24 protein-coding genes are annotated in these 24,754 nt (G+C 33.8%); 6 read left to right on the top strand and 18 right to left on the bottom strand.

What is annotated here, in order from left to right; genetic code table 11:
- The first annotated feature begins 188 nt into the window (after positions 1–188).
- Positions 189–3,545, top strand: a complete 3,357-nt coding sequence (gene secA, locus DFQ06_RS00425) for a preprotein translocase subunit SecA (RefSeq protein ID WP_133965399.1) — start codon at positions 189–191, stop codon at positions 3,543–3,545.
- 265 nt (positions 3,546–3,810) lie between these two features.
- On the top strand, positions 3,811–4,233 hold the full coding sequence (locus tag DFQ06_RS00420) for a BLUF domain-containing protein (RefSeq protein WP_133965397.1): 423 nt from the start codon (positions 3,811–3,813) through the stop codon (positions 4,231–4,233).
- Between the two features lie 16 nt (positions 4,234–4,249).
- Here DFQ06_RS00420 and DFQ06_RS00415 read toward each other — a convergent pair whose 3' ends face one another.
- Entirely contained in the window at positions 4,250–4,918 is a 669-nt protein-coding gene (locus DFQ06_RS00415; RefSeq protein ID WP_317129981.1) for a peptidoglycan DD-metalloendopeptidase family protein, read from the bottom strand.
- 36 nt (positions 4,919–4,954) lie between these two features.
- Positions 4,955–6,259, bottom strand: a complete 1,305-nt coding sequence (gene rimO, locus DFQ06_RS00410; RefSeq protein WP_133965395.1) for a 30S ribosomal protein S12 methylthiotransferase RimO — start codon at positions 6,257–6,259, stop codon at positions 4,955–4,957.
- A 130-nt stretch (positions 6,260–6,389) separates the two neighbouring features.
- On the opposite strand from rimO, the gene DFQ06_RS00405 reads away from it, so the two are divergent.
- Both DFQ06_RS00405 and DFQ06_RS00400 read left to right on the top strand, forming a co-directional pair.
- A complete protein-coding gene (locus DFQ06_RS00405) occupies positions 6,390–7,466 on the top strand; it encodes a serine hydrolase domain-containing protein (protein ID WP_133965393.1) in 1,077 nt (358 codons plus the stop codon).
- A gap of 245 nt (positions 7,467–7,711) precedes the next feature.
- Positions 7,712–9,898: a T9SS type B sorting domain-containing protein gene (locus DFQ06_RS00400; RefSeq protein WP_133965391.1), complete on the top strand. Its 2,187-nt coding sequence runs from the start codon at positions 7,712–7,714 to the stop codon at positions 9,896–9,898.
- Positions 9,899–9,901: 3 nt separating this feature from the next.
- Here DFQ06_RS00400 and ftsY read toward each other — a convergent pair whose 3' ends face one another.
- The 8 genes from ftsY to DFQ06_RS00360 all read right to left on the bottom strand — a co-directional run bounded on the left by ftsY (position 9,902) and on the right by DFQ06_RS00360 (position 15,120).
- Positions 9,902–10,876, bottom strand: coding sequence for a signal recognition particle-docking protein FtsY (ftsY, locus tag DFQ06_RS00395; RefSeq protein WP_042500022.1), 975 nt, complete (start codon positions 10,874–10,876; stop codon positions 9,902–9,904).
- Between the two features lie 259 nt (positions 10,877–11,135).
- Positions 11,136–11,288 (bottom strand): DUF4295 domain-containing protein, encoded by a 153-nt coding sequence (locus DFQ06_RS00390; RefSeq protein WP_074940165.1) that lies wholly within the window; start codon positions 11,286–11,288, stop codon positions 11,136–11,138.
- A 49-nt stretch (positions 11,289–11,337) separates the two neighbouring features.
- The gene (rpmG, locus tag DFQ06_RS00385) at positions 11,338–11,520 is read right to left on the bottom strand and encodes a 50S ribosomal protein L33 (protein ID WP_042500020.1); all 183 of its coding nucleotides are present in this window, start codon (positions 11,518–11,520) and stop codon (positions 11,338–11,340) included.
- 25 nt (positions 11,521–11,545) lie between these two features.
- Positions 11,546–11,785: a 50S ribosomal protein L28 gene (rpmB, locus tag DFQ06_RS00380; protein WP_042500017.1), complete on the bottom strand. Its 240-nt coding sequence runs from the start codon at positions 11,783–11,785 to the stop codon at positions 11,546–11,548.
- Positions 11,786–11,864: 79 nt separating this feature from the next.
- Entirely contained in the window at positions 11,865–13,115 is a 1,251-nt protein-coding gene (locus DFQ06_RS00375; RefSeq protein ID WP_074940162.1) for a CinA family nicotinamide mononucleotide deamidase-related protein, read from the bottom strand.
- A gap of 3 nt (positions 13,116–13,118) precedes the next feature.
- Positions 13,119–13,460 carry an Hpt domain-containing protein gene (locus tag DFQ06_RS00370; RefSeq protein ID WP_042506336.1) on the bottom strand — a complete coding sequence of 114 codons (342 nt, stop codon included), beginning with the start codon at positions 13,458–13,460 and terminating at the stop codon, positions 13,119–13,121.
- Positions 13,461–14,072, bottom strand: coding sequence for a fumarylacetoacetate hydrolase family protein (locus DFQ06_RS00365; RefSeq protein WP_133965389.1), 612 nt, complete (start codon positions 14,070–14,072; stop codon positions 13,461–13,463).
- Positions 14,073–14,346: 274 nt separating this feature from the next.
- Positions 14,347–15,120, bottom strand: a complete 774-nt coding sequence (locus DFQ06_RS00360) for a 3'-5' exonuclease (protein WP_133965387.1) — start codon at positions 15,118–15,120, stop codon at positions 14,347–14,349.
- 58 nt (positions 15,121–15,178) lie between these two features.
- Here DFQ06_RS00360 and DFQ06_RS00355 point away from each other — a divergent pair, with 58 nt between their 5' ends.
- Positions 15,179–15,829, top strand: coding sequence for a glutaredoxin domain-containing protein (locus DFQ06_RS00355; RefSeq protein ID WP_133965385.1), 651 nt, complete (start codon positions 15,179–15,181; stop codon positions 15,827–15,829).
- Positions 15,830–15,833: 4 nt separating this feature from the next.
- On the opposite strand, the gene DFQ06_RS00350 is transcribed toward DFQ06_RS00355, so the two are convergent.
- The 3 genes from DFQ06_RS00350 to recR all read right to left on the bottom strand — a co-directional run bounded on the left by DFQ06_RS00350 (position 15,834) and on the right by recR (position 18,966).
- On the bottom strand, positions 15,834–17,159 hold the full coding sequence (locus tag DFQ06_RS00350; RefSeq protein WP_133965384.1) for a dihydrolipoamide acetyltransferase family protein: 1,326 nt from the start codon (positions 17,157–17,159) through the stop codon (positions 15,834–15,836).
- 87 nt (positions 17,160–17,246) lie between these two features.
- Complete coding sequence (locus DFQ06_RS00345) at positions 17,247–18,338, bottom strand: glycosyltransferase family 2 protein (RefSeq protein WP_133965382.1); 1,092 nt, start codon at positions 18,336–18,338, stop codon at positions 17,247–17,249.
- A 10-nt stretch (positions 18,339–18,348) separates the two neighbouring features.
- Complete coding sequence (gene recR, locus DFQ06_RS00340; RefSeq protein WP_042500083.1) at positions 18,349–18,966, bottom strand: recombination mediator RecR; 618 nt, start codon at positions 18,964–18,966, stop codon at positions 18,349–18,351.
- Between the two features lie 124 nt (positions 18,967–19,090).
- Here recR and DFQ06_RS00335 point away from each other — a divergent pair, with 124 nt between their 5' ends.
- On the top strand, positions 19,091–20,557 hold the full coding sequence (locus tag DFQ06_RS00335) for a sodium:solute symporter (protein WP_133965381.1): 1,467 nt from the start codon (positions 19,091–19,093) through the stop codon (positions 20,555–20,557).
- Here DFQ06_RS00335 and DFQ06_RS00330 read toward each other — a convergent pair.
- The 5 genes from DFQ06_RS00330 to DFQ06_RS00310 all read right to left on the bottom strand — a co-directional run bounded on the left by DFQ06_RS00330 (position 20,554) and on the right by DFQ06_RS00310 (position 24,596).
- Positions 20,554–20,916 carry a CoA-binding protein gene (locus DFQ06_RS00330; protein ID WP_042500000.1) on the bottom strand — a complete coding sequence of 121 codons (363 nt, stop codon included), beginning with the start codon at positions 20,914–20,916 and terminating at the stop codon, positions 20,554–20,556. The genes DFQ06_RS00335 and DFQ06_RS00330 overlap by 4 nt on opposite strands.
- A 533-nt stretch (positions 20,917–21,449) precedes the next feature.
- A complete protein-coding gene (locus DFQ06_RS00325; protein ID WP_074940146.1) occupies positions 21,450–21,815 on the bottom strand; it encodes a hypothetical protein in 366 nt (121 codons plus the stop codon).
- Between the two features lie 65 nt (positions 21,816–21,880).
- Entirely contained in the window at positions 21,881–22,444 is a 564-nt protein-coding gene (locus DFQ06_RS00320) for a Crp/Fnr family transcriptional regulator (protein ID WP_133965379.1), read from the bottom strand.
- 139 nt (positions 22,445–22,583) lie between these two features.
- Positions 22,584–23,411 (bottom strand): hypothetical protein, encoded by an 828-nt coding sequence (locus DFQ06_RS00315; RefSeq protein WP_133965377.1) that lies wholly within the window; start codon positions 23,409–23,411, stop codon positions 22,584–22,586.
- A 180-nt stretch (positions 23,412–23,591) separates the two neighbouring features.
- A complete protein-coding gene (locus DFQ06_RS00310; protein ID WP_042506324.1) occupies positions 23,592–24,596 on the bottom strand; it encodes a 3-oxoacyl-ACP synthase III family protein in 1,005 nt (334 codons plus the stop codon).
- Between the last annotated feature and the right edge of the window lie 158 nt (positions 24,597–24,754).

Genomic DNA, 24,754 nt, shown 5'->3' with positions numbered 1-24,754 from the left:
ATAAAGAATAGTTAAAAAGTCTCGAATTGAGACTTTTTTTTTGTTCTAAAAGGTATCTTTGGTATTAATATAAGCATGGCTTACCCTATGCCTTTAAGAGCCTATAAAATGGCTTATTTTAATACTATATTTTAACTAAAAAACACCTAGGATTGTCCTAGAAAACATATTTATATAAAATTAATAACATGACATTTTTAGATTCTATACTAAAGGTATTTGTTGGCGATAAATCGAAACAAGATGTAAAAGCCATTACACCTATAGTTAAACAAATTACTACATACGAGGCGGCTTTAGAAGCATTATCGCACGATCAATTAAGAGCAAAAACAGCAGAATTTAAAGCTAAAATTGCCGAAGCCACTCAAGCTACCAACGACAATATTGCGAGCTTAGTTAACGAAGCAGAATCTACTGAAGATATTGACCGTCGTGAAGATATTTATCAAGAAATTGATAAATTGAAAGACGAAGCTTATAAAATTACCGAAGATGTTTTAAATACTATTTTACCAGAAGCTTTTGCTGTGGTAAAAGAAACAGCAAAACGTTTTACGAAAAACACACAAATTACCGTTACCGCTAACGAGTTTGATAGATCTATTTCTGCCAATAAAGCTTATGTTAGTCTAGAAGGCGACCAAGCTACTTGGGCAAACTCTTGGGATGCTGCAGGAAAAGCTATTACTTGGGATATGGTGCATTATGATGTGCAACTTATTGGTGGTATTGCTATGCACCAAGGTAAAATCGCAGAAATGCAAACGGGTGAAGGTAAAACGTTAGTTGCAACCTTACCTGTTTACTTAAACGCACTTGCTGGTAAAGGTGTGCATTTAGTAACCGTTAACGATTACTTAGCAAAACGTGATAGCGCGTGGATGGCTCCTATTTTTGAGTTCCATGGTTTAAGCGTTGCTTGTATAGATTATTTTAAACCAAACTCGCCAGAACGTAAAGCGGCTTACAATGCAGATATTACTTATGGGACTAATAACGAATTTGGTTTCGATTACTTACGTGATAACATGGCACATTCGCCAGACGACTTAGTACAGCGCCCACATCATTATGCCATTGTAGATGAGGTGGATTCAGTTTTAGTTGATGATGCGCGTACGCCATTAATTATTTCTGGTCCAATACCACAAGGTGAGCGTCACGAATTTACAGAGCTTAAGCCAAAAGTTGACGATATTGTAACAGTACAACGTAAGTATTTAACAGGTGTTTTAGCAGAAGCTAAAAAACTTATTAAAGATGGTGATACTAAAGAAGGTGGCTTAAAATTACTACGTGTTTATCGTGGTATTCCAAAAAACAAAGCCCTTATTAAGTTTTTATCTGAAGAAGGTGTTAAACAATTATTACAAAAAACCGAAAACTATTTCATGGCGGATAACAACCGTGAAATGCCAAAGGTTGATGAGGAATTGTACTATGTAATTGAAGAAAAAAATAACCAAGTTGAATTAACAGATAAAGGTGTTGAGTATATTTCTGGAAAGGATAATCCAGATTTCTTCATCTTACCAGAAATTGGACTTGAAATTGCTAAAATTGAAAGTCAAGGCCTATCTAAAGAAGACGAGGCTGAACAAAAAGAAGAATTGTATAAAGATTTTGGTGTAAAATCTGAACGTATACACACTCTTAATCAACTTTTAAAAGCTTACGCTTTATTTGAAAAAGACACCCAATATGTGGTGATGGAAAATAAAGTAATGATTGTAGATGAGCAAACCGGTCGTATTATGGATGGCCGTCGTTACTCTGATGGACTACACCAAGCCATTGAAGCTAAAGAAAATGTAAAAATTGAAGATGCTACCCAAACTTTTGCAACGGTAACACTACAAAATTACTTTAGAATGTACCGCAAACTAAGTGGTATGACGGGTACAGCAGTTACAGAAGCTGGTGAGTTCTGGGAAATTTACGAATTGGATGTTGTAGAAATACCAACCAACCGCCCTATTGCTCGTGATGATAAAGAAGATTTAGTTTATAAAACTAAGCGTGAAAAATACAATGCGGTTATTGATGATGTTACCAAATTAGCAGAAGCTGGACGCCCAGTTTTAATTGGTACAACATCGGTAGAAATTAGTGAATTGCTTGGTAAAATGCTTAGTATTCGTAAAATACCACACAATGTATTAAACGCGAAACAACATAAAAAAGAGGCAGATATTGTAGATCAGGCTGGTAAATCTGGACAAGTAACTATTGCAACCAATATGGCTGGTCGTGGTACCGATATTAAATTATCTGCCGAGGTTAAAGCTGCTGGAGGTTTAGCTATTGTTGGTACAGAACGTCACGATTCACGTCGTGTGGATAGACAGTTACGTGGTCGTGCTGGTCGTCAAGGAGATCCAGGAAGTTCTCAATTTTACGTATCTCTAGAAGATAATTTAATGAGATTGTTTGGTAGTGAACGTATTGCCAAAATGATGGATAAAATGGGATTACAGGAAGGTGAAGTCATTCAGCATTCTATGATTTCTAAGTCTATTGAGCGTGCACAGAAAAAAGTTGAAGAAAATCAATTTGGAGTTCGTAAGCGTTTATTAGAATATGATGATGTTATGAACGCGCAACGTGAGGTGGTTTACAAGCGTCGTCACCATGCATTATTTGGAGAACGTCTACGTGTAGATTTAGCAAATATGATTTTCGATACATCGGAAGGTATTGTTGAAACGAACAAAGCTGCTAACGACTATAAGAATTTTGAATTTGAATTAATTCGTTATTTCTCAATGAGCTCTCCAGTAACCGAAGCTGAATTTGGAAAACTTGCTGCTCAAGATATTACTGCTAGAATTTACAAAGCTGCTTTCGAGAATTACAAACAAAAAATGACACGCAACGCTGAAAGTGCATTCCCTGTTATTAAGAATGTATTTGAAACACAAGGCGATAAATTTAAACGTATTGTTGTGCCTTTTACAGATGGTATTAAAACATTAAATGTTGTTACCGATCTAGAAAAAGCATACGAAACTCAAGGTAAACAATTAATTACCGATTTTGAAAAGAACATTACTTTAGCCATTATTGATGATGCTTGGAAAACACATTTACGCAAAATGGATGAGCTTAAGCAATCGGTACAATTAGCGGTACACGAGCAAAAAGATCCGTTACTTATTTACAAATTTGAAGCTTTCGAATTATTTAAAGCTATGATTGATGAAGTGAATAAAGATGTAATTTCCTTCTTATTTAAAGGTGAATTACCTCAGGAAACACAAAACACTATTCAAGAAGCTCGCGATAGAAAACAGGAAAACTTAAATACTCAAAAAGAGGAAATTCCTAATTTAGATGAACGTTCTGCACAAAGCAGAGCTGCCGGAAATACACAATCGCAACAGCAACAAGTTACAGAAACGATAGTGCGTGATCAACCAAAAATTGGTAGAAACGATCGTGTTACTATTAAAAACGTAATGAACGGTGAAAATAAAACAGTAAAATTTAAACAAGCTGAACCTTTATTAGCCAAAGGTGAATGGGTTATTGTTGAAGAATAATCTCAACCCTTTTAAAAAAGGAATCTTATAATATTAAAAATCCCAACAGAAAACTGTTGGGATTTTTTTTGTTTTAAACATATAATTTAATCATACAACTAAAAGAAAACTAAAAAATTAGCCGTTTAAAACCTCTCATATAAAAATGAATTTGAACCTTGACATTGTAAGAAAAAAAGCATACGTTTGTATACCTGTGGTTTACGTGCCCTCAACGAAATTCCATATGCACTTTAGAGATTAATAACTTCATATATATTTAAATATGACACTACGCCGCCTAATCTACTCTAGTCAAGCTGTTAAACAATTTACAAAACGCCAGTTACTAGACCTACTGCATGACTCTCGAGGTTTTAATGCCATTGATAATATTAGCGGTGTTTTAATGCATAAACACGGTTATTTCCTGCAGATAATAGAAGGTGAACCTGAGGTTATAGACGACCTTTTGGTTCGTTTACGCAAAGATACTCGCCATAAAGATTTAAAAATTATTCACGATAGTACAGTACAAGATCGCCTTTTTACAAATTGGGCCATGGGCTGTGTTGACTTTGATGATGCCGAATTAAGTATGCTACCAGGTTTTAGAACCGACTTAACCGACCCTGAAGTGATTGAAGAATTAATTAAACATCTACCTGAAGTTGCAACACTTTTACGTGAGAATTTTGTGGATCAATAAGTTATGTTTTGGAAGGTTATAGGTTTAGTATCAACTTTGGATCCGGACAATTACGCTCATAAAACGTCAAATCCGTTTTAGAACAAACTCCCGGGTAATCACCTTTAAAACCTTGAATATCTTTAATAATTTGAAAATGTAAGTGCGGTGGATAATCACCATTTATAGAAGCATCACCCAATTCGGCTATTTTATCAGCTTGCTTGAAACGCTGTCCAACTTCAAGATTGTCTATGGAAGCTAAACTTAAATGACCATAGAGCGTGTAGAAATCTACACCCGAAATATGATGCTTTAAAATAATCGTTGGTCCATAATCACCAAAGTTCTCATTATTATTAAAGCTATGCACCACGGAATCAAACGGTGCGAAAATAGACGTTCCAGCAGAACACCACAAATCGACGCCTAAGTGGATATTTCGTTCCTCTTCAGCTTGACTGCTAAAATGCGTACTACGCTTATAAATGTTTCTTACCTCTAAATAACCACCATAAGCTACTTCAGCATTATGATTTTTAATATGGGTGTTTACAAAATCAGCTAACACATCAGATGATGATACATCTATGACATTTAGGACGTCGTTAGATTCAGATAAACTTATTGGTATATATTTAGATTTCGGAATATTAGCATCCAAAACAGACATACTTTCAGCACATAAATCTCTTAGAAATTTCAAAAAATTGATATCCTTCATCATACCAATACTTAGAAACTAAAGAACTACTTCTGCATATAAATCAAAATCTTCTGCTTCTGTTACTTTTACAGTTGCAAATTCGCCTGTTTTTAAATAACATTTAGAGGCATCGATTAATACTTCGTTATCTACATCTGGAGAATCAAACTCAGTACGACCAACAAAATAATTACCTTCTTTTCTATCGATAACCACTTTAAACGTCTCTCCTATTTTATGCTGATTCAGTTCCCAAGAAATTTGAGATTGAATTTCCATGATTTGGTTTGCTCTATCAACTTTAACCTCTTCTGGCACATCGTCCTCTAGAGTGTAAGCATGTGTGTTTTCTTCATGAGAATAAGTAAAACAACCTAAACGCTCAAAACGCATATCGCTAACCCATTGTTTCAATTCTTGGAAATTCTCTTCTGTCTCTCCAGGATATCCAACAATTAAAGTTGTTCTAATAGTCATCTCTGGCACAGCTTCTCTAAACTGACTAATTAATTTTGTTGTTTTGGCTTTATTAGTACCACGGCGCATACTTTTTAAAACAGCATCTGAAATATGCTGCAATGGAATATCTAAATAATTACAAACTTTAGGTTCGCGTTTCATAACATCAAGTACATCTAACGGGAAACCTGTTGGAAATGCGTAATGTAAACGAATCCATTCGATACCTTCTACTTTCACTAAAGCCTCTAAAAGCTCTGCTAAGTTTCGTTTTTTATAAATATCAAGACCATAATACGTTAAATCTTGAGCAATTAAAATCAATTCTTTAACACCTTTGGTTGCTAACTTTTCCGATTCGGTAACTAAATCTTCAATCGGTGTACTTTTATGTTTCCCGCGCATTAAAGGAATGGCACAAAAAGAACATGGCCTATCACAACCTTCTGCAATTTTTAAATAAGCATAGTTTTTAGGTGTTGTTGTTAAACGCTCACCAATTAACTCGTGCCTATAATCGGCACCCAAAGCTTTTAGTAATCCTGGCAACTCAGTGGTTCCAAAATACTCATCCACATTAGGGATTTCTTTTATTAAATCCGGCTTATAACGTTCACTTAAACAACCGGTAACAAAGACTTTATCTACATCGCCATCGTTTTTTTTCTGTACGTATTCAAGAATAGTATTTACACTTTCTTCCTTCGCATTATTGATAAAACCGCAAGTGTTTATAACCACAATATTACCTTCTTCTTCATGTACAACATCTTTTCCGCTGGCCTTAAGTTGCCCCATAAGCACTTCGCTATCGTAAACATTTTTACTACAGCCTAGTGTTACTACGTTGATTTTGTTCTTTTTAAGTGTCTTTGTTCTCATACCAAAAATTAAGTGTGCAAAGATACGCAATGCGGATTGATTTACTAGGAATGATTGAAGAATAACACCATTAGAAATTTAGATTAAACCAATAGTCCGTTTTACAGTCTAAATTATTAAATTTACTACAATGAAGTCTTTATACTATATACACCTGTTTTTTGCGCTATTCCTTTTAAGTTGTTCTTCTGAAAACAAACCAATTACAGAAGAAGAACACAATACCGAATCGACTTATTTCCCCTCCATAAACTCTGATGTTTGGGAAACAAAATCCATAAGCGATTTAAACTGGAACGCTAACGAACTACAACCATTACTCGATTACTTAGAAGAAAAAAATAGTAAAAGCTTTATCATTTTACATGATGGCAAGCTTGTAGTTGAGCACTACATGAACGACCATAACAGTATAAAATCTTGGTATTGGGCAAGTGCAGGAAAAACATTGACCACAGCAACCGCAGGAATAGCACAAGACCAAAGTTTTTTAGATATAAACGCTAAAGTATCCGACTATTTAGGAACCGGATGGACTAGTGCTACAATAGAAAAAGAGAACCTAATTTCAACTAAAAACTTACTATCTATGAGTTCTGGTTTGGACGATAGTTTAGGAGACGAAGTAACTCCAGAAAACCTACAATATATAGCGGATGCAAACTCGCGTTGGGCCTACCACAATGTTTATGTAAAAACACAAGATGTAGTCGCCGCAGCAACTGGCCAAAATTGGGACACTTATTTCAGTGAAAATCTTAAGGATAAAATAGGTATGAGTGGTCAATGGATTTCTCTCAATAATTTAAGTGTTTATTGGAGCAACACACGAAGTATGGCACGCTTTGGACTTTTAATGTATGCCAACGGAACATGGGATGAAACACAAATTATATCTGAAGCTTTTTTAAATGAAGCGACTAATACCTCGCAAAACATTAATGAGGCTTACGGCTATTTATGGTGGCTTAACGGAAAATCGAGCTACCGTTTACCGCAAAGTCAATTAGAGTTTAATGGAACACTAATTCCGAATGCCCCTGATGATATGTATGCCGCTTTAGGTAAAAACGATCAGAAAATTTATATTGTACCAAGTAAAAAACTAGTAATTATAAGAATGGGTAACGCTGCCGATAGCGAAAATTTCGCCTTATCTAGTTTTGATAGCGAGTTATGGGCTAAAATCAATGCTTTAATTGAGTAAGCTTTACCTATCTTCTTCATATTAAAAATAAAACGAACACTGTCATTTATCTAAACAGTCTGATTAATACAATTGACAAATACTTACTAGCAACATCAATGAGCCTCTATTGAAACTTTAAACGCAAGTTTTTCTTCTAAAACACATCTAAACGTTATTACTAAATCAGCGTATTAAAAAGTAAAGTATTAGTAAAACTTTGTTATTACTACTTCCTGCTGAAAAACTCGTTTAAAGAAAAGACTTTGCAAAAGAAACATTTATTCTCTCTACTTACAATATTCTGTATTTACATCCAATCTCACGCGCAATTATGTGAAGGTAGCTTAGGCGACCCTATTGTAGAAATCGACTTCGGATCGGGCTCAAATAGAGGAAGCGCATTAGGTTCGGCCATTACAGCTTTCACTTATAGAGCTAGTGGTGAGTTAGACGAAGGTGAATACAGCATAGTAAACTCTTCAAGTGGCCTAAAAGGGAATGCCTGGCACGTAACTACCGATCATACCGGTAATTCAAACGGTTATATGATGGTAATTAATAGCGCCGTAATAGCTAGTGAAGGTGTGTTTTATACTAAAACAATTTCAGGGCTTTGCCCGAATACTACTTATGAATTTTCTGCATGGTTAATAAATTTACTAAACCCCAACGCAGGACTTACGGATCAATATAGTCCAAATGTAACGTTTAGAATTAGTGATACTTCCGGCACCATTTTAGGGTCTTATAGTACAGGGAACATCAACCAAACATCGTTACCAACATGGTTACAATATGGTTTATTTTTTACATCTGGTGCAGACGCGGAAGTTGTTATTAGTATTTTAAATTCTGCCCCTAGCGCTCATCCGGGTAACGATATTGCATTAGATGATATTAGTTTTAGACCTTGTGGTCCAACTATAATCAATTCTATTGATAACGGCGCTGCAACAGCTTTATCTATTTGCCAAAACGAAAGTGTAAATTATACTTTTCAAGCTGATGTTTCATCCGGATATACCGCCCCACAATATCAATGGCAGTTTTCTAATGATACTGGTAATACCTGGACGGATATTGTTGGGGAGACCACCCCAAACTATCAATTTTCGGACACAAGATCCTCTGGATCATTTCTATATAGATTAACTATTGCCAACGGCAGTAATATAAACTCTGCCTTTTGTAGAATTACTTCAGATGATTTTGAAGTAGAAATTATTGCAACCCCACAAGCCCTAACTGGTGAAGCCGAACAGTTATTTTGCACCACACAAAACCCAACTATAGCGAATATTGAAGTTAGCGCAACTGCCATTTGGTACGATGCCCAAATAGGAGGAAATATTTTACCAGATGAAACAAGTTTAACCAACGGAGTTACTTATTACGCAGCAAAAAAAACTATTAATGGCTGTGAAAGTGGTGATAGATTGGCTGTTTTGGCAAACATAGTATCGCCCACACTCTACATAAATAACATCTCAATTGTAATCTGTGATAATTTAAATGATGATGAAGAAGTTATTGATTTTACAATTTACGAATCTCTATTAACCAACTGTAGTGATTGTAATTTCAATTTCTTCACATCTCTATCGGGAGCAGAAAACTATTATGAAGACCAACATATGACTGAACCGACTAGTTATAATTGGTCTATAGAGACCCCTACAATTTACGCTCGAATTGATTCGGCCGATCATTGTTATCAAATAGCAGAAATAGCTGTTTCGCTACAAGCGACACCAATAATTGATATTCCGGACTTCATAGGCATGTGTGAAGACGATAATGAAATAACGGTAGATGCAGGAAATGGTTTTGATAGTTACCTATGGTCTACCGGAGAAACAACACAAACTATAAATATTCTAACTTCAAATATTGGCAGTTACACCATAACAGTAACTAAAGATTATGCCACCTACACCTGCTCTACAACTAAAGATTTCGAAGTCATATTATCTAACGAAGCCATTATTCAAAATATTGAAATTGAAGATTGGACCGACACTAACAATTCAATAACCGTTCATTTATCTGACTTAAGTCTTGGAGATTATGAATTCTCTCTAGATGACACCAACTACCAAGATAATAATGTATTTACAAGATTACCAATAGGAGAATACACTATTTACGTAAGAGACAAAAATGGTTGTGGTACTATTACAGAAAATGTTTACATATTAAATGCACCTAAATACTTTACGCCTAATGGAGATGGATTTCATGACACATGGTATATTAAGTATTCCGAAACGGAAGAAACTTTAGATATAAAAATATACGATAGATTTGGAAAACTACTTAAAACCTTAGATAAAAACACATCATGGAATGGCAGTTATAATGGAAGAAACATGCCTACTTCAGATTATTGGTTTGTAGTAACACGTACCGATGGCAAGAATTACACCGGACACTTTACACTAAAAAGATAATTTCTATTTGAAAAATGAATCTACAAATTCATATTTATTGAACACTTGTAAATCTTCGATACCTTCACCAACACCAATATATTTTACAGGAATTTTAAATTGATCGGAAATACCAATAACAACTCCTCCTTTTGCCGTACCATCTAGTTTGGTAACTGCTAAAGATGTAACCTCTGTAGCCGCAGTAAACTGCTTAGCTTGCTCAAAAGCATTTTGCCCTGTAGAGCCATCTAAAACCAAAAGAACATCGTGAGGCGCATCTGCAACAACTTTTTGCATAACACGCTTTACTTTGGTAAGCTCGTTCATTAAGTTTATCTTGTTGTGTAGACGTCCCGCTGTATCAATAATAATAACATCAGCATCTTGATTAACACCAGACTTTAATGCGTCGAACGCTACAGAAGCAGGATCACTACCCATTTCCTGACGAATCATTGGTACATCTACACGATCTGCCCAAACTTGTAATTGATCTATAGCTGCCGCACGGAAAGTATCTGCTGCACCTAAAACCACATTTAGACCTTGTTTTTTAAATTGATAAGCCAACTTACCAATAGTGGTTGTTTTACCAACACCATTAACACCAACGACCATTAGCACATAAGGTGTTTTTTTACCATTCTCTTGTTTTGGTAAAGTAGGTATGGTATAATCTGTATCTTCTCCAGAATTTGTTTCGCTTAATAAGGCAGCAATTTCTTCTCGAAGTATTTTATTAAGCTCATCAGTACCAAGGTATTTGTCCTTTGCAACGCGTTCTTCAATACGCTCTATAACTTTAAGCGTGGTATTTACACCAACATCACTAGACACAAGAACTTCTTCAAGGTTATCTAAAACCTCGTCGTCTACTTTAGATTTTCCGGCTACCGCTTTACTTAGTTTTCCAAAAAAACTAGATTTAGTTTTTTCTAATCCTTTATCAAGGGTTTCCTTTTTATCCGACGAAAATATTTTTTTAAAAAAGCTCATTTTCTTGTTAGTTGTTAGTTATAGAGTGGTTATGCTCTTTATATTTCTACTTTAATTGTTAGGTTCGTTATCATAAATTAAACAAAGTTACTTTTACATAAATGTCTTTTTTGTAGAACGTTCCTAATTACTCTTGTCAAAATCCTTACCACATTTTTTTACTGCTAATGTGTCAGTTAAATTAACATATTCAAATATAAAAATAAAAAAGCTGCTTTCGAAAACGAAAGCAGCTTTTAATATTGTATAACACTGTAAATTACTTTTTAGCTAAAAAGTCACTTACTTGTTCTGGATTCATAATAGATTCAACAAACATGTAAGCTCCAGTTTTAGGAGACTTTACCATTTTTATTGCTTTTGTTAATCTTTTAGATCCTGTTTGTAATGATGCTACGGATTTCTTTGCCATGACCTATATATTTTTAAGGTATTTGAAATTTTATAAATAAAATTCCTAATTATTTAATTTCTTTATGAACTGTCATACGCTTAAGAATTGGATTAAATTTCTTAATCTCCATTCTATCTGGCGTGTTCTTTTTATTCTTAGTAGTAATGTAACGAGAAGTTCCCGCTTGACCAGATTCTTTATGCTCTGTACATTCTAAAATTACCTGTATTCTATTGCCTCTTTTTGCCATTTCTTTATATTTTTAATACAGCGAATTACTTCGTTAAAAATCCTTTAGATTTTGCATCTTTAATTGCTGCAGAAATACCTATTTTATTAATTGTTTTTAAAGCAGATGTTGAAACCTTTAAAGTTATCCAGCTGTCTTCTTCTGGAAGGTAAAAACGTTTCTTTACTAAATTCGCATTGAATTTGCGTTTAGTTCTGTTTAATGCATGAGACACGTTGTTTCCAACCATCGCCTTCTTTCCTGTAAGTTCACAAACTCTTGACATTCTATATAACTTTAATTTTGTTGCTTAAAATCGAGGTGCAAATATATAAAATCTTTACGGTATGACAATCAATTTTTTATCAATTTTTAAAAATTTCTTTCAATAACATTTCAAAAGCCTTGTTAGCCCCTTTATTTATTACTTTTAATCTCAAATCACCTAACATAAATTTTTCTGAATAAACTCCGGTTTTTGTCGCGATTGCAATAAAAACTGTTCCAACCTCAACATCAGAATCTCCTTTTGTTGGTCCTGCATTACCCGTTGTAGCAATTGCAAAATCCGTGTCAAACAATTCTAAAACTTGTTTCGCCATAGATTCTGCTACTTTTGCGCTCACCACAGAATCGGTGTCTATAGCCTCTTTAGAAACGCCTAAAATGTTAATTTTAGATTCGGTTGCATAGCTCACTACACTTCCTTTAAAATATGCCGAAGCACCAGAATTTGCCGTAAAACGTTCGGCAATCTTACCTCCTGTACAACTTTCTGCTGTAGCTACAGTTTTACCTATTTTGGTAAGTTGTTTTCCAATTATAGCTTCAATCGAAGCATCATCCTCCTCAAAACCTACAAATTCTTCTTTAATTAAAGGAATAAGGGTATCAATTTGTTTCTGCACCTCACTTATTACTTTACTCTTATCAAAACCTTTAGATGATAATCGTAAGCGCATATTCCCTAAACTTGGTAAGTATGCTAATTTAATTTCAGGAGGTAGTGCATCTTCCCAATCTTCAATTCTGGCAGCTAAAGTGCTTTCACCTAAACCAAAAATTAAAAGGGTACGATGTAAAATATAAGGACAATCAAATTTATCTCTAACGCGTGGTAACACTTCGCGGTCTATTAAGCCTTCCATTTCAAAAGGTACACCAGGTAACGAAACAAAAACTTTGTTATTTCTCTCCATCCACATACCAGGCGCTGTACCCAAAGTATTCATTAAAACTGTAGCTTTAGATGGCACTAACGCCTGATCTAAATTAACTTGTAATAATGTTTGGCGCACGTATTTATGCCAAAGGTCTTGTATGTTTTTCTCTACCGAATCATCTCTAATTAAAGTATCATTAAAATACTCGGCAATTGTTTTTTTGGTAATATCATCTTTTGTTGGCCCTAAACCACCGGTAATTATTATAACATCTACGCGGCTTTCAGCATCTTTAAAGGCCTGAAGAATATGGGTCTTATCATCTTGAATAGATGTAATTTGGTACACCGAAACTCCAATTTTATTAAGTTGCTTGCCAATATAAGCAGAATTAGTATCTATTACTTGCCCAATAAGTAGCTCATCTCCAATGGTAATAATTTCTGCTAACATAAGCTATAAATTAAAATCTGCCTTAATTTCAGCTACGGCACTATCTACAGCAGTAATCACGGTATTAAGCTGCCCGGTAACATCCAGTTCTTTTTTAGTGAATTTCCCCCAATCTTGCACTTCAATTAAGGTATCTAGTACACCTAATTCAAATAAATCAATTGTTGGTTTCATTTTATGTGCTGCCTGATAAGCTTCTTGATAATTTTTATCGGCAACCGCTTTTTTTAAGCGTTCTGCATCTTCTGGTACTTCTTCCAAAAATGCTTCGGCAAGCGCCGCAATAAAACTTTCGTCGTTGTCTGCCAGCTCTCTTACTCTAAATAACTTGTAGTGTTGTTCCATTTATTTAACTGTTATTGAAAATAATTCTTTATTTTCTATAAATCCTTTTAGTTTGTCGTTTGCATTCACTTTTCCTACACCAGCAGGCGTTCCCGTAAATATAATATCTCCTATCTTTAAAGTAAAATATTTAGACACATATTCTATTAATTCATCAATTTTCCACAACATAAGGCTCGTATTTCCATTTTGCACAATAAAATCGTTCTTTTTTAAAGAAAAATTTATGTCATCTACGTTTTCTACCTCTTCAACCGGAATCCAATCACCAATAACAGCCGCACCATCAAAACTTTTTGCTTTCTCCCAAGGCAAGCCTTTCGCTTTTAATTTTGCTTGCAAATCGCGTGCTGTAAAATCTATACCCAATCCAATTTCTTGGTAATACTTGTGTGCAAATTTTCTATCAATATGCTTCCCTACACGGTTTATTTTAACCAAAACCTCAACCTCATAATGTACATCATCAGAAAAATCAGGAATAAAAAATGGCTGTTTTTTTAATAAAATTGCCGTGTCTGGTTTTAAAAACACCACCGGATCTGTTGACTTTTCATTATTCAACTCTTCAATATGTTCAGTATAATTACGGCCTATACAAATAAGTTTCATGCTTAATAAATTTTAATTTGGGCGTTACCCTAGCGGGTCGGGCTTTACGTTACAAGTCCTCACACCTCCTTTGTCGGGCTGTGGGCTTTTCTCTGCAATCCCTAACGCGGTATTCAGTAATTCAATTTTAAGTCACAGTTTTCCGTGAGCAAGATTCTTAATAAAGTATTCAAAAGTACCCCCTCGATTACCTAAATATTATTTCCAATTCTACCTTTTCACAATATAAACTTCAGTCTCTCTTCTAAACTCCAACTTCTAGTACCTTCCTTTTTTAAAGCTTCGTATTTAAACTACGTAACTTAATTCCGGTAAGCACTTTTTTAGTGTACAACGGAAAATCGGCATTTAACAACCAACCAAAATAACCTGGCTCCTGCTCTAAAACATCGGTTACTAATTTTCCTTTATGCTTTCCGAAAGAAAAACACTCTACACCATCTTTATTATAGTTTATAAAACCTGCAAAATCGGCAAATTTATTTCTAGAGCTAAATTCAGCTAAAAACTTAGTACTGTTTTCTAACTCGTCATATCGATCTAATTGTGCTTTTAAAATTTCGTAAGTCGCATTAGTATCTGCTTCGGCACTATGTGCACCTTCCAAATCTTCATTACAATAAAACTTGTAAGCAGCGCTTAAAGTACGTTGTTCCATTTTATGAAAAATAGTTTGTACATCTACAGCCAAACTGCTTTTCATATCAAAATCGATATCGGCACGTAACAATTCTTCAGCTAATAAAGGAATATCAAATCTATTAGAATTAAATCCTCCTAAATCAGAATCTTTAATCATACTATAAATATCCTTAGCCAACTCTTTAAAAGTAGGCTCGTTTGCAACCTTTTCATCACTAATACCATGAATTTCAACAACCTCTTGTGGTATGGTCATTTCCGGATTCACTAGCCAAGTTCTACTTTCCTTATTCCCATTAGGGTAAACTTTTAGAATAGAAATTTCGACTACGCGGTCTTTAGATATATTAATCCCTGTAGTTTCTAAATCGAAAAAACAAATGGGTTTTGTAAGGTTTAACTTCATTTTTAATTAAATATTTTTACAAATATACTTTTAAAATTTGTTTAAATTTGTTCATACTATGAATAGAAATCACAAAATAGCATATTCTTTTATTGTATTACTTTTTATTTCTTGCCTCAGTTTTGCTCAGCAAACAAAGAATGAAAACGTAGAACTTGTTAAAAAACAAAACGGTAAGCGTTTAGAGTTTTTTGCTAAAAACAACGACTCTGTAAGCTATTCCGTTTTTTTACGCATAGAAACCGAAGATTACAGAAGAAGCAGCAATAGGCCCGTACTACAAGTTATTTCTGCCAACAGCGAAACTCACTTAATTACACTTATAAAACTTAGTGATAAGCCTGGTGACTATAAAGAGCAGTTTATTGTAAATAAAATTAGCCAAAGCTTAAATTTCCGTAAAGATTTTGATGATATCCAAATAAATATAGACGAGGCTTTAAAAACCGAAGACATCACCATTTTTGAATCTGAAAATTGCGAGTTATGTAACGAAGCCAAAAGTTTATTTAATGCTTACCAAATAGCGTTTAAAACCAAAAACATTACAGAAGATCAGCAAAAATTAGAAAAACTCTTAAAGAAAGCTGGCCAAGCAGATTACAATATTAAAAACGCGGTTTTTATACTTAAAATAAAGGAGTCTATCTACACCAATATTACTACAAAAACCGCGCTTATAGATACTATAAACAACTACAACAAGTAGACACTTATATTTCTCTATTTATATCCCAAGCTTCTAAGTAATCGCTAACAGCTTTTACAAACATACCTCCCAAAGCGCCATTAACAACACGATGATCGTAAGAGTGAGATAAAAACATTTTATAACGAATACCAATAAAATCACCTTCCGGAGTTTCGATAACTGCAGGCACTTTTCTAATAGCTCCTAAGGCTAATATACCAACTTGTGGTTGGTTGATTATAGGTGTTCCCATAATACTACCAAAAGTACCCACATTAGTAACAGTATAAGTTCCGCCCTGCACATCGTCTGGTTTAAGCTGGTTTAATCGAGCTCTGTTTGCTAAATCGTTTACCTGTTTTGTCATGCCAACTAAATTAAGCTGATCGGCATTTTTAATAACAGGTACAATTAGATTTCCATCTGGTAAAGCAGCTGCCATACCAAGATTTATATTTTTCTTCTTTATTATAGTATCACCTTGTAATGAAATATTCATCATTGGGTAATCACGAAGTGCTTTTGCAATAGCTTCCATAAAAATAGGTGTAAACGTTAAGTTTTCACCCTCACGTTTCATAAAGCCATCTTTAACTTTCTTTCTCCAATTCCAAACATTAGTAACATCGGCTTCTATAAAACTTTGTACATGTGCAGAAGTTTGAATTGACGCTTGCATATGGTGCGCAACTAATTTGCCCATTCTAGTCATTTCAATAATCTCGTCTTCACCACTAGAAATAACAGGCTTAACTGCTTCTTTTGACTTAGCAGTCTCTGACTTTGCTGCAACAGGAGTTTCTGTTTTAACATTATTCACAACCGGAATTGTGCCTCTATTATCAATATAATTTAGTATATCTGCTTTTGTAACTCGGTTATCTTTACCTGTACCCACAATAGCATCCAAATCTTCCTGAGAGATTCCTTCTGCTTTTGCAATGTTTTTAACTAGCGGCGAATAAAAACGCGTTTCGTTAGAAACTATTGGAGCTACAGTTTCTTTAGCTATACTTATAGTTTGTTCTATTTGTTCGGCGGCCTGCTCCTCTGTTTCGTCTACTTCTGTAACAACAGTTGCGGTATTAGTAGTGCTTTCAACATCACCATCAGTTTCAATAATAGCTAAAACCTCTCCTACTTGAACAACATCATCAACATTGAAAAACTTTTCTACTAAAACACCTTCAAATTCACTCGGGACTTCGCTATCCACCTTATCGGTAGCAATTTCAAGAACTGCCTCGTCTAATTCGATAGTATCTCCAACTTCTTTTAACCAAGAGGTAATTGTTGCCTCAGCAACGCTTTCTCCCATTTTAGGTAACTTTAGTTCAAACTTTGCCATATTAATAATAAAATACTTGTTTTTTAAATTTAGACTGCAAAATTAATGAAAAATCAGCAAATTCCTTAAATAAATCTCATAATACTATTATAAAATTATAACTTCTCCCTGACTAAATCCATCATTACTACCCAAAATAAAATTAGATTCGTTTGGTAATATTTTATAAGTTAACTCTTTATCAGAGGTTTTAATAAATTTAATAATGTCTTTATACGCCATTGTATTCGCATCGAAAATCACCTCAGCATTATGTTCAATTGAAGATAATTGGTTAGGCGAACTCAATTTCACAGGTAACTTAGCCTCCAAGGCTTTATTTACAGTATTTGAAACAAACACATATCCTGTAATAGCTTTATATGTTTTTCTATTTCTTTTTCTAAAAATAAAAGCTAATTTAATGCCAACCCAAACAACCATATCGAACACAAGGTTTTGCTTAAAGTGTTTTTCGTAAAAAATTTGCATAGCACCAAAGAATCGGCGTGCATAATTACGATCTTTTAAAGTGCTTTCACCTTTAAAATGAATCACTGTAGTCTCGCCATAATAGTAATTCTTATACCCAGCCGTTAATACTTTGTATGACAAATCTATATCTTCACCGTACATAAAGTAATCTTCATCAAAACCACCAACAGCCTTATAAACACTTTTTTTAATCAGCATAAAAGCGCCTACCAATATATTAACCTCACCTTGATCTTCTTGAGATAAATGATTAGCATAATAATCTTGAGAGTTACCTAATATCTTTTTTAATGAAACTTTTACCGTTGGAATATTTCGTTTGCTTTCTGGTAAAAAAGTACCACTTCCATTCATTAACCTACACCCAACAATACCTAATTTAGATTTAGCTTCTGCAAACTTTAGAAGTTTTACAAAAGTATCTTCTGCTACAACAGTATCTGGGTTTAGAATACAAATATATTCGCCTTTAGCCGTGGCGACACCAATATTATTTCCTTTTGAAAAACCAAAATTCTCTTTATTCTCAACAAGTTTAACCTTAGGGAATATGGTTTTCACCATTTGACAACTCGTATCACTAGAGTCATTGTCAACCACAATTATTTCGGCATCAATACCAGAAATTGCTGCTTCTACACTTTTTAAAGCTAGCTCTAAAAAGTAACGCACATTATAATTTAAAATAACTATTGAGAGCTTCAAGTACTAAGGGTTATAGTTTTAAGGATGATTCAAATGGTATTCTATTTACAATACTACGGCCAAGTGTAATTTCATCGGCATACTCTAATTCGTCGCCAACCGAAATACCTCTTGCAATAGTAGATGTAAACACATCGTAATCCTGAATTTGCTTATAAATATAAAAGTTTGTAGTATCACCTTCCATCGTAGAGCTTAATGCAAAAATAAGCTCTTTAGCCTTACCTTCTTTCACCTTATTAACCAAAGACTCTATATTTAAATCATGAGGTCCAATACCATCCATTGGAGAAATTTTCCCACCTAATACATGATATAAACCTTTATACGAACTCGTATTTTCAATAGCCATTACATCTCTCACATCTTCAACCACACAAATCATAGCTTCATTACGCCCAGGATTAGAACATATTTCACACAACGCTACGTCGCTAATATTATTGCAAGACTTACAAAATTTTATATCATTACGCATCGTCTTTAATGCTTCGGCCAAACCAATAGTTTGTTCCTTAGGTTGCCTCAACATATGCAAAACTAAACGCAATGCAGTACGCTTACCAATACCTGGCAATTGAGACATCTCATTTACAGCACGTTCTAATAATTTCGAAGAAAATTCCATGGCTGCGAATTTACTATTTAGCACGGAATTTCGCTAATTTTCACGCACACTTTTAAATAACATCTTTTGCACTTGTTTTTTGATGTTTAATATTCGTATTTTGAAACTTGAAATTTAATTTTAAATGACGGCTACACAAATACTTTTACTAATCGCTGCTTACTTTGGCGTATTAATTTTAATCTCTTATTTTACAGGAAAAGAAGACAGCAACGATGCCTTTTTTAAAGCTAACAAATCGGCTCCTTGGTACTTAGTAGCCTTTGGAATGATTGGCGCATCGCTCTCTGGAGTTACTTTTATTTCTGTTCCTGGCTGGGTTGCTGGTTCGCAATTTAGTTACATGCAAGTCGTTTTTGGCTATCTCGTTGGCTACTTAGTAATCGCATTTGTACTAATGCCCATTTACTATAGACTCAATGTTATTTCCATTTATCAATATTTAGAAAGTAGATTTGGAACCGTGAGTTATAAAACAGGTGCCTTTTTCTTCTTTATTTCTCGTGTTTTAGGAGCTGCTTTCCGATTATACTTAATTGCTATTGTTTTACAAAAATTTGTTTTTGATGCTTACGGAATTCCGTTTGTTGTAACAGTAAGTATTTCCATATTACTTATTTGGCTCTACACTTTTAAAGGCGGTATAAAAACCATTATATGGACAGATACCTTACAAACGCTTTTTATGCTTACTGCGCTAGTAGTAGCTGTGTACCTCATTACAGATGAGTTGAATTGGAGTTTTGCAGATTTTTTAGCTTCGGAAGAATTAACGAAGTACAACAAAATTATGTTTACCGATTCTATTTTGGCTAAAAACCACTTTATAAAATCGTTTTTAGGAGGTATGTTTATCGCTATTTGCATGACTGGTTTAGACCAAGATATGATGCAAAAAAACCTGAGTTGTAAAACTCTTAAAGACGCCCAAAAGAACATGCTGTCTTTTGCTTCAGTATTAATTGTAGTAAATTTTGTTTTCCTTTTACTTGGTGCACTATTATTTATTTATGCTGAAAAACATAACATTGCCACACCTATGCTAGATGGTAAAGTAAAAACAGATTTACTTTTTCCTGAAATAGCACTTAATGGCGGATTGAGTATAAGCTTAGCTATTTTCTTTTTACTAGGTTTAATTGCTGCTGCTTATAGTAGTGCCGATTCGGCATTAACCTCACTAACCACATCGTTTTGTGTAGATTTTTTAGGTATTGAAAAACGAGAAATAAACACGCAAAAAAGCTTAAGAAAACGCATACATATATTAATGAGCGTTTTGCTTGTAATAGTTATCGTGATTTTTAAATACGTACTAGACAGCAACGTTATAGACAACTTGCTAAAAGTTGCTGGCTATACCTATGGGCCACTTTTAGGTTTATTCGCTTTTGGAATTTTCACCAAACGAATTATTAAAGACAAACTGGTTTGGGTTGTTGCACTAACAGCCCTAGCACTATCTTTTATTATAGGAAACATTCCTACCGAAAATATTGGCGGTTATATTATTGGCTACGAGCTTTTAATAATAAATGGATTATTAACTTTTATTGGACTATTCCTTATATCTAAAAAAAGCGAAGCTTAATATTGCTTAATAGACAAAAGCACCAAAGTACAAGCAACCTCAACGTCAATGTTATTTTGCTCTAAAAGTTTATAAAATTCAGGATTCTCTGTACCTGGATTAAAAATAACACGCTTTGGATTTAAGCTAAGTATATAATTAAAATATGACTCTTGTCGGCTAGGGTTTAAATATAGCGTTACGGTATCTATAAATGCATATGGTACTAATTCCGTATCGATATTAACACCTGCCACTGTTCCTTCCCTTAAACCAATAGCTACTACTTCGTGTTTATGTGTCACCAGTTTATTGATAGCCATATTGGAATATCGAGATGACTTTAATGATGCACCTATTACTAATGTTTTTTTACTCATTTCTATTTGTTTGTTATATGTATTTAGACGTTGTTATCAAAACTTCCTTTCGTTTAATAAAACACGCGCTATTCTTACAGTCTGATTAAGTTTACTCATATGAAAAGATAAAAATATGTTTAACTAACTTAAAGCCTCATTATTTTATTCGAAAAAAAATACAATTTTGTAAAATAAAACTAAATAGAATTCGTTATATTACAGATATACAACCAAATACGAATATAATTATTTAGAGTTAGTCGTCTTCACATTACAAAAACCGTAACAATTTGGTTGTTATTTAATAAAAAGCTCGGGTTTACACTCGAGCTTTAGTTACTTATAGTCAATACGTTAAAATTTGTTAAATTTTAGACGCTCATGAAATATAAATGACTTTTCTACGTCTTAGTTATTAAGATTCTTCACTTATGTGTTAGTGGAAGTTGATTAATAGCTAGAAAAACCCAAAACTTTAATGTTTTGGGTTTTTCGTTTTTATAGCGATTATGAGCAGGAGATCTAGAACTACTAACTCTGCAACCTTTCGGCTATCGTTTTTTCAATCCAATCGTTTGATTTATTCCCATATACAAAACAATTAAAGCTATTATTCCAATTATTAAATTTCCTGTTAATGTAATTTTAAAAGGATTAAATATCACCAAAATTAAACTTCCTACAACCCAAGTATAGTCTTGAATAATAATCCAAATTACAGCTAGTTTTCTCTGTTTATTTATTTCATACCAGATAGTAATTGCAAAGTAAACCAGTATCAATCCAACTATCCAAAAAACAGTACTATTACTAGTTCCAAATAATTTTGCAATTGGTTGATTTAATAAAATCATTATTATACCTGATATGCTTGAGAATAAAGCATTGATTTTTAAAGCTTTTTGTAATTTGTTCATTTGTCTAAAGTTTTATTTAAGCAAATTTCTGTAAACAAGCTTTAATTCCTCTTGACAAATGATAGTTAATTCATTTTTCTTAATCTACTTAATGACTCTGGTGTAATTCCTAACATGGAAGCTATATATTGTAGAGGAATATTTTTAAAAAGCTCGGGCTCTTCACTAATTAATTTATCATAACGTTGTTTTGCTGTTGTATGTAATTGAGAGAACATACTTTTTTCTAATAGAGCAAAAGAGTTTGCTAATAATATGTTGTCAAATTCCAACCATTTAGGTTCTGTTTTATTAAGTCTAAAATGATTTTCTCGATTGATGATATAAACTTTACAGTCTGTAATTGCTTGAATATTCCAATTATTACTAGTCTCAAAAACAAAGCTTGAAAGTGAAGTTATAAATTTACCTTCACTACCAATCCATAAGGTTATTTCTTTACCATCTACAATGTCATACATTCTCATATATCCAGATTCAATAAATGCCATTTGTCGACAGATTTTTCCTGATTTGAGAAAGAACTCTCCTTTAGTTATTTGTAATGGTTCAAAAACTGCAAGAATATTATCCATTGAGTTTTTCTCAACGACCACTTGACTTAAAATACAGTTCTTTAATTTTTCCATTTTGTTTAATTACTGCCAATGTTTACGTATAAGAATAGTTGCGGGTTTGTATGCGAGGATTTTCCGAAGGAAAATCAGACGTTACAAACACGCAACGACCTTTGATTAAGCACTAAACCGCAATTATTTTTATACGGTGTTATCCAACGTTTTTTTTAATTGTCTTTTTTAATTTCCGTTTTCCGTTATTTAATTCTATCAGTTTTTCTTTTTTTAAACGAAATTCTAAAACATTAAATTCAATCCATCTTGCACTAGATAACGCAAAGCTTATACTGTCAGTTTTATTTAAAGCTCTAGAGTTTAAAATTAGCTTATCACTTTTGTTTTTCCACAAACCTTCTGTGAAATCTGAGCCGTGTCCTTTATTTAACCAAAATTTGAATGTTCTGTCGTCTTTTAGGACTAATTTCATTTCGAATTTGTCTTTATCACGACCTTCGAATTCTCCGTAGAATGATTCTGTTTTTATATTCGGTGGTTGAATTTCCATCAAAGAATACATTTTGTTATTAAATACTTTGATGAAGTTTTCGTCTCGATATGAGTCAGTACAACTATGACAAAATTTTAAATTAGTTATATCAATATTATTTAATTTAATAATATCAATCATTTTATCAGGACAACCTGAATAACCTCCAACAGCACTAATTAAAATTCTTTTTCCATCATTAAACAATTCAGTTGCAATTTGGTCAATTCTCTCTTCTAGCCATTTTCTATCTTTATCTGAAAATTGAAAATTATCTTTGAGTAAATTATATCCTTTCAAACTTCCGATAGTGTTAAAGTCTGTCTTTAGTAATCTGCTGTCGGGTTTGTAAATAGAATCAGAGTTGAGATTTTTCGGAATGTAATTCATTAAGTCATAATACTCTTTTTCAAACAGAGTTGATGATTCGGAATTTTGAGCAAAAATCAATGTGCTAAAAATAAAACTTAATATGAAAACAGTTTTTTTCAAATGTTGGGTAACTAAGATATAAGATCACATCAAATTAACATAACCCCCACCCTAGCGGATATTGCGTTAAGGATTGCAATGAAAAGCCCACAGCATCCCTGATGAAATCGGGATGCGAGGACTTGTAATGTAAAGCCTGACCCGAAGGGAAACGCCCAAATATTTAAACTCTACTGGCTTTTACCATTTTATGATGGCACTTGCCCATGTAAAGCCACTACCGAAAGCCGCTAAAACAACATTATCGCCTTCTTTTATTTTACCCTCTTCCCATGCTTCGGTTAGGGCAATAATTACAGATGCGGCTGTTGTGTTTCCGTATTTTTCAATATTATTAAAGACTTGATCGTCGTTTAATCCAAATTTTTTCTGAATAAACTGCGCGATACGCAAATTGGCTTGATGCGGAATTAACATATCGATATCTTCTTTTTGCATATTGTTTTTTGCCAAACCTTCCATGATTACCTCACTGAAACGCACTACGGCATTTTTAAAAACAAATTGACCATCCATGTATGGAAAATACGAGGTATCATCGTCTCCGGCTTCTTTTAACTCCGGAACCCAATGCCCAATACTTGGTGATTCTACAATAAGTTTATCGGCATATTTACCTTGACTATGCAGGTGTGTAGATAAAATTCCTTTGTTGTTATCTTCTTCGCGAGATAATACACAGGCTCCAGCTCCATCTCCAAAAATAACACTTACGCTACGGCCTCGTGTTGTTTTATCGAGTCCGTTACTGTGATATTCGGCTCCTATAACTAGTATGTTTTTGTACATACCGGTTTTTATAAATTGGTCGGCTACAGAAATAGCATAAACAAAACCAGAACATTGGTTACGCACATCTAGCGCGCCAATGGTTGGCATATCTAGCATATCTTGTATTTGCACGCCACAACCAGGAAAGTAATAATCTGGACTTAGGGTTGCAAACACTATAAAATCGATATCGTCTTTGGTAAGACCAGAACGTTCTATGGCAATTTTTGCAGCTTTTGCTCCCATAACGGCCGAGGTATCTTCGGTGCCATCTTTTATCCAACGGCGTTCTTTTATACCGGTTCGTTCCTGAATCCAAGCATCATTGGTCTCCATTATTTTTGACAAATCGTCGTTTGTCACCACGTTTTCAGGAAGGTATTTTCCTAAACCTATTATTTTTGAGTTGTACATGTTATTGGCAGATTAGAAAGGCAAAATACAATAAGTCTGTTAATTCCTCAAATTTCAAATTTATTTTTTTGTAATAATTTAAAAGGAGTCTTTTTTGACACTTAGAAATTACGAATTATGAAATACCCTCAAAAGCGTGTCACTTTGTCATATTTTTT

Source organism: Algibacter lectus, assembly GCF_004368925.1.
GTDB lineage: Bacteria > Bacteroidota > Bacteroidia > Flavobacteriales > Flavobacteriaceae > Algibacter > Algibacter lectus.
The sequence above is the reverse complement of the archived record's forward strand: the minus strand, read 5'-3'. Positions and strand labels throughout refer to the sequence as shown.

What these genes read in the sequence shown, in the direction of transcription:
- secA (WP_133965399.1), top strand. Translation starts at nt 189, where the DNA reads ATGACATTTTTAGATTCTATACTAAAGGTATTTGTTGGCGATAAATCG.
- DFQ06_RS00420 (WP_133965397.1), top strand. Translation starts at nt 3,811, where the DNA reads ATGACACTACGCCGCCTAATCTACTCTAGTCAAGCTGTTAAACAATTT.
- rimO (WP_133965395.1), bottom strand. Translation starts at nt 6,259, where the DNA reads ATGAGAACAAAGACACTTAAAAAGAACAAAATCAACGTAGTAACACTA.
- DFQ06_RS00405 (WP_133965393.1), top strand. Translation starts at nt 6,390, where the DNA reads ATGAAGTCTTTATACTATATACACCTGTTTTTTGCGCTATTCCTTTTA.
- ftsY (WP_042500022.1), bottom strand. Translation starts at nt 10,876, where the DNA reads ATGAGCTTTTTTAAAAAAATATTTTCGTCGGATAAAAAGGAAACCCTT.
- DFQ06_RS00390 (WP_074940165.1), bottom strand. Translation starts at nt 11,288, where the DNA reads ATGGCAAAGAAATCCGTAGCATCATTACAAACAGGATCTAAAAGATTA.
- rpmG (WP_042500020.1), bottom strand. Translation starts at nt 11,520, where the DNA reads ATGGCAAAAAGAGGCAATAGAATACAGGTAATTTTAGAATGTACAGAG.
- rpmB (WP_042500017.1), bottom strand. Translation starts at nt 11,785, where the DNA reads ATGTCAAGAGTTTGTGAACTTACAGGAAAGAAGGCGATGGTTGGAAAC.
- DFQ06_RS00375 (WP_074940162.1), bottom strand. Translation starts at nt 13,115, where the DNA reads ATGTTAGCAGAAATTATTACCATTGGAGATGAGCTACTTATTGGGCAA.
- DFQ06_RS00370 (WP_042506336.1), bottom strand. Translation starts at nt 13,460, where the DNA reads ATGGAACAACACTACAAGTTATTTAGAGTAAGAGAGCTGGCAGACAAC.
- DFQ06_RS00365 (WP_133965389.1), bottom strand. Translation starts at nt 14,072, where the DNA reads ATGAAACTTATTTGTATAGGCCGTAATTATACTGAACATATTGAAGAG.
- DFQ06_RS00360 (WP_133965387.1), bottom strand. Translation starts at nt 15,120, where the DNA reads ATGAAGTTAAACCTTACAAAACCCATTTGTTTTTTCGATTTAGAAACT.
- DFQ06_RS00355 (WP_133965385.1), top strand. Translation starts at nt 15,179, where the DNA reads ATGAATAGAAATCACAAAATAGCATATTCTTTTATTGTATTACTTTTT.
- DFQ06_RS00350 (WP_133965384.1), bottom strand. Translation starts at nt 17,159, where the DNA reads ATGGCAAAGTTTGAACTAAAGTTACCTAAAATGGGAGAAAGCGTTGCT.
- recR (WP_042500083.1), bottom strand. Translation starts at nt 18,966, where the DNA reads ATGGAATTTTCTTCGAAATTATTAGAACGTGCTGTAAATGAGATGTCT.
- DFQ06_RS00335 (WP_133965381.1), top strand. Translation starts at nt 19,091, where the DNA reads ATGACGGCTACACAAATACTTTTACTAATCGCTGCTTACTTTGGCGTA.
- DFQ06_RS00330 (WP_042500000.1), bottom strand. Translation starts at nt 20,916, where the DNA reads ATGAGTAAAAAAACATTAGTAATAGGTGCATCATTAAAGTCATCTCGA.
- DFQ06_RS00325 (WP_074940146.1), bottom strand. Translation starts at nt 21,815, where the DNA reads ATGAACAAATTACAAAAAGCTTTAAAAATCAATGCTTTATTCTCAAGC.
- DFQ06_RS00320 (WP_133965379.1), bottom strand. Translation starts at nt 22,444, where the DNA reads ATGGAAAAATTAAAGAACTGTATTTTAAGTCAAGTGGTCGTTGAGAAA.
- DFQ06_RS00310 (WP_042506324.1), bottom strand. Translation starts at nt 24,596, where the DNA reads ATGTACAACTCAAAAATAATAGGTTTAGGAAAATACCTTCCTGAAAAC.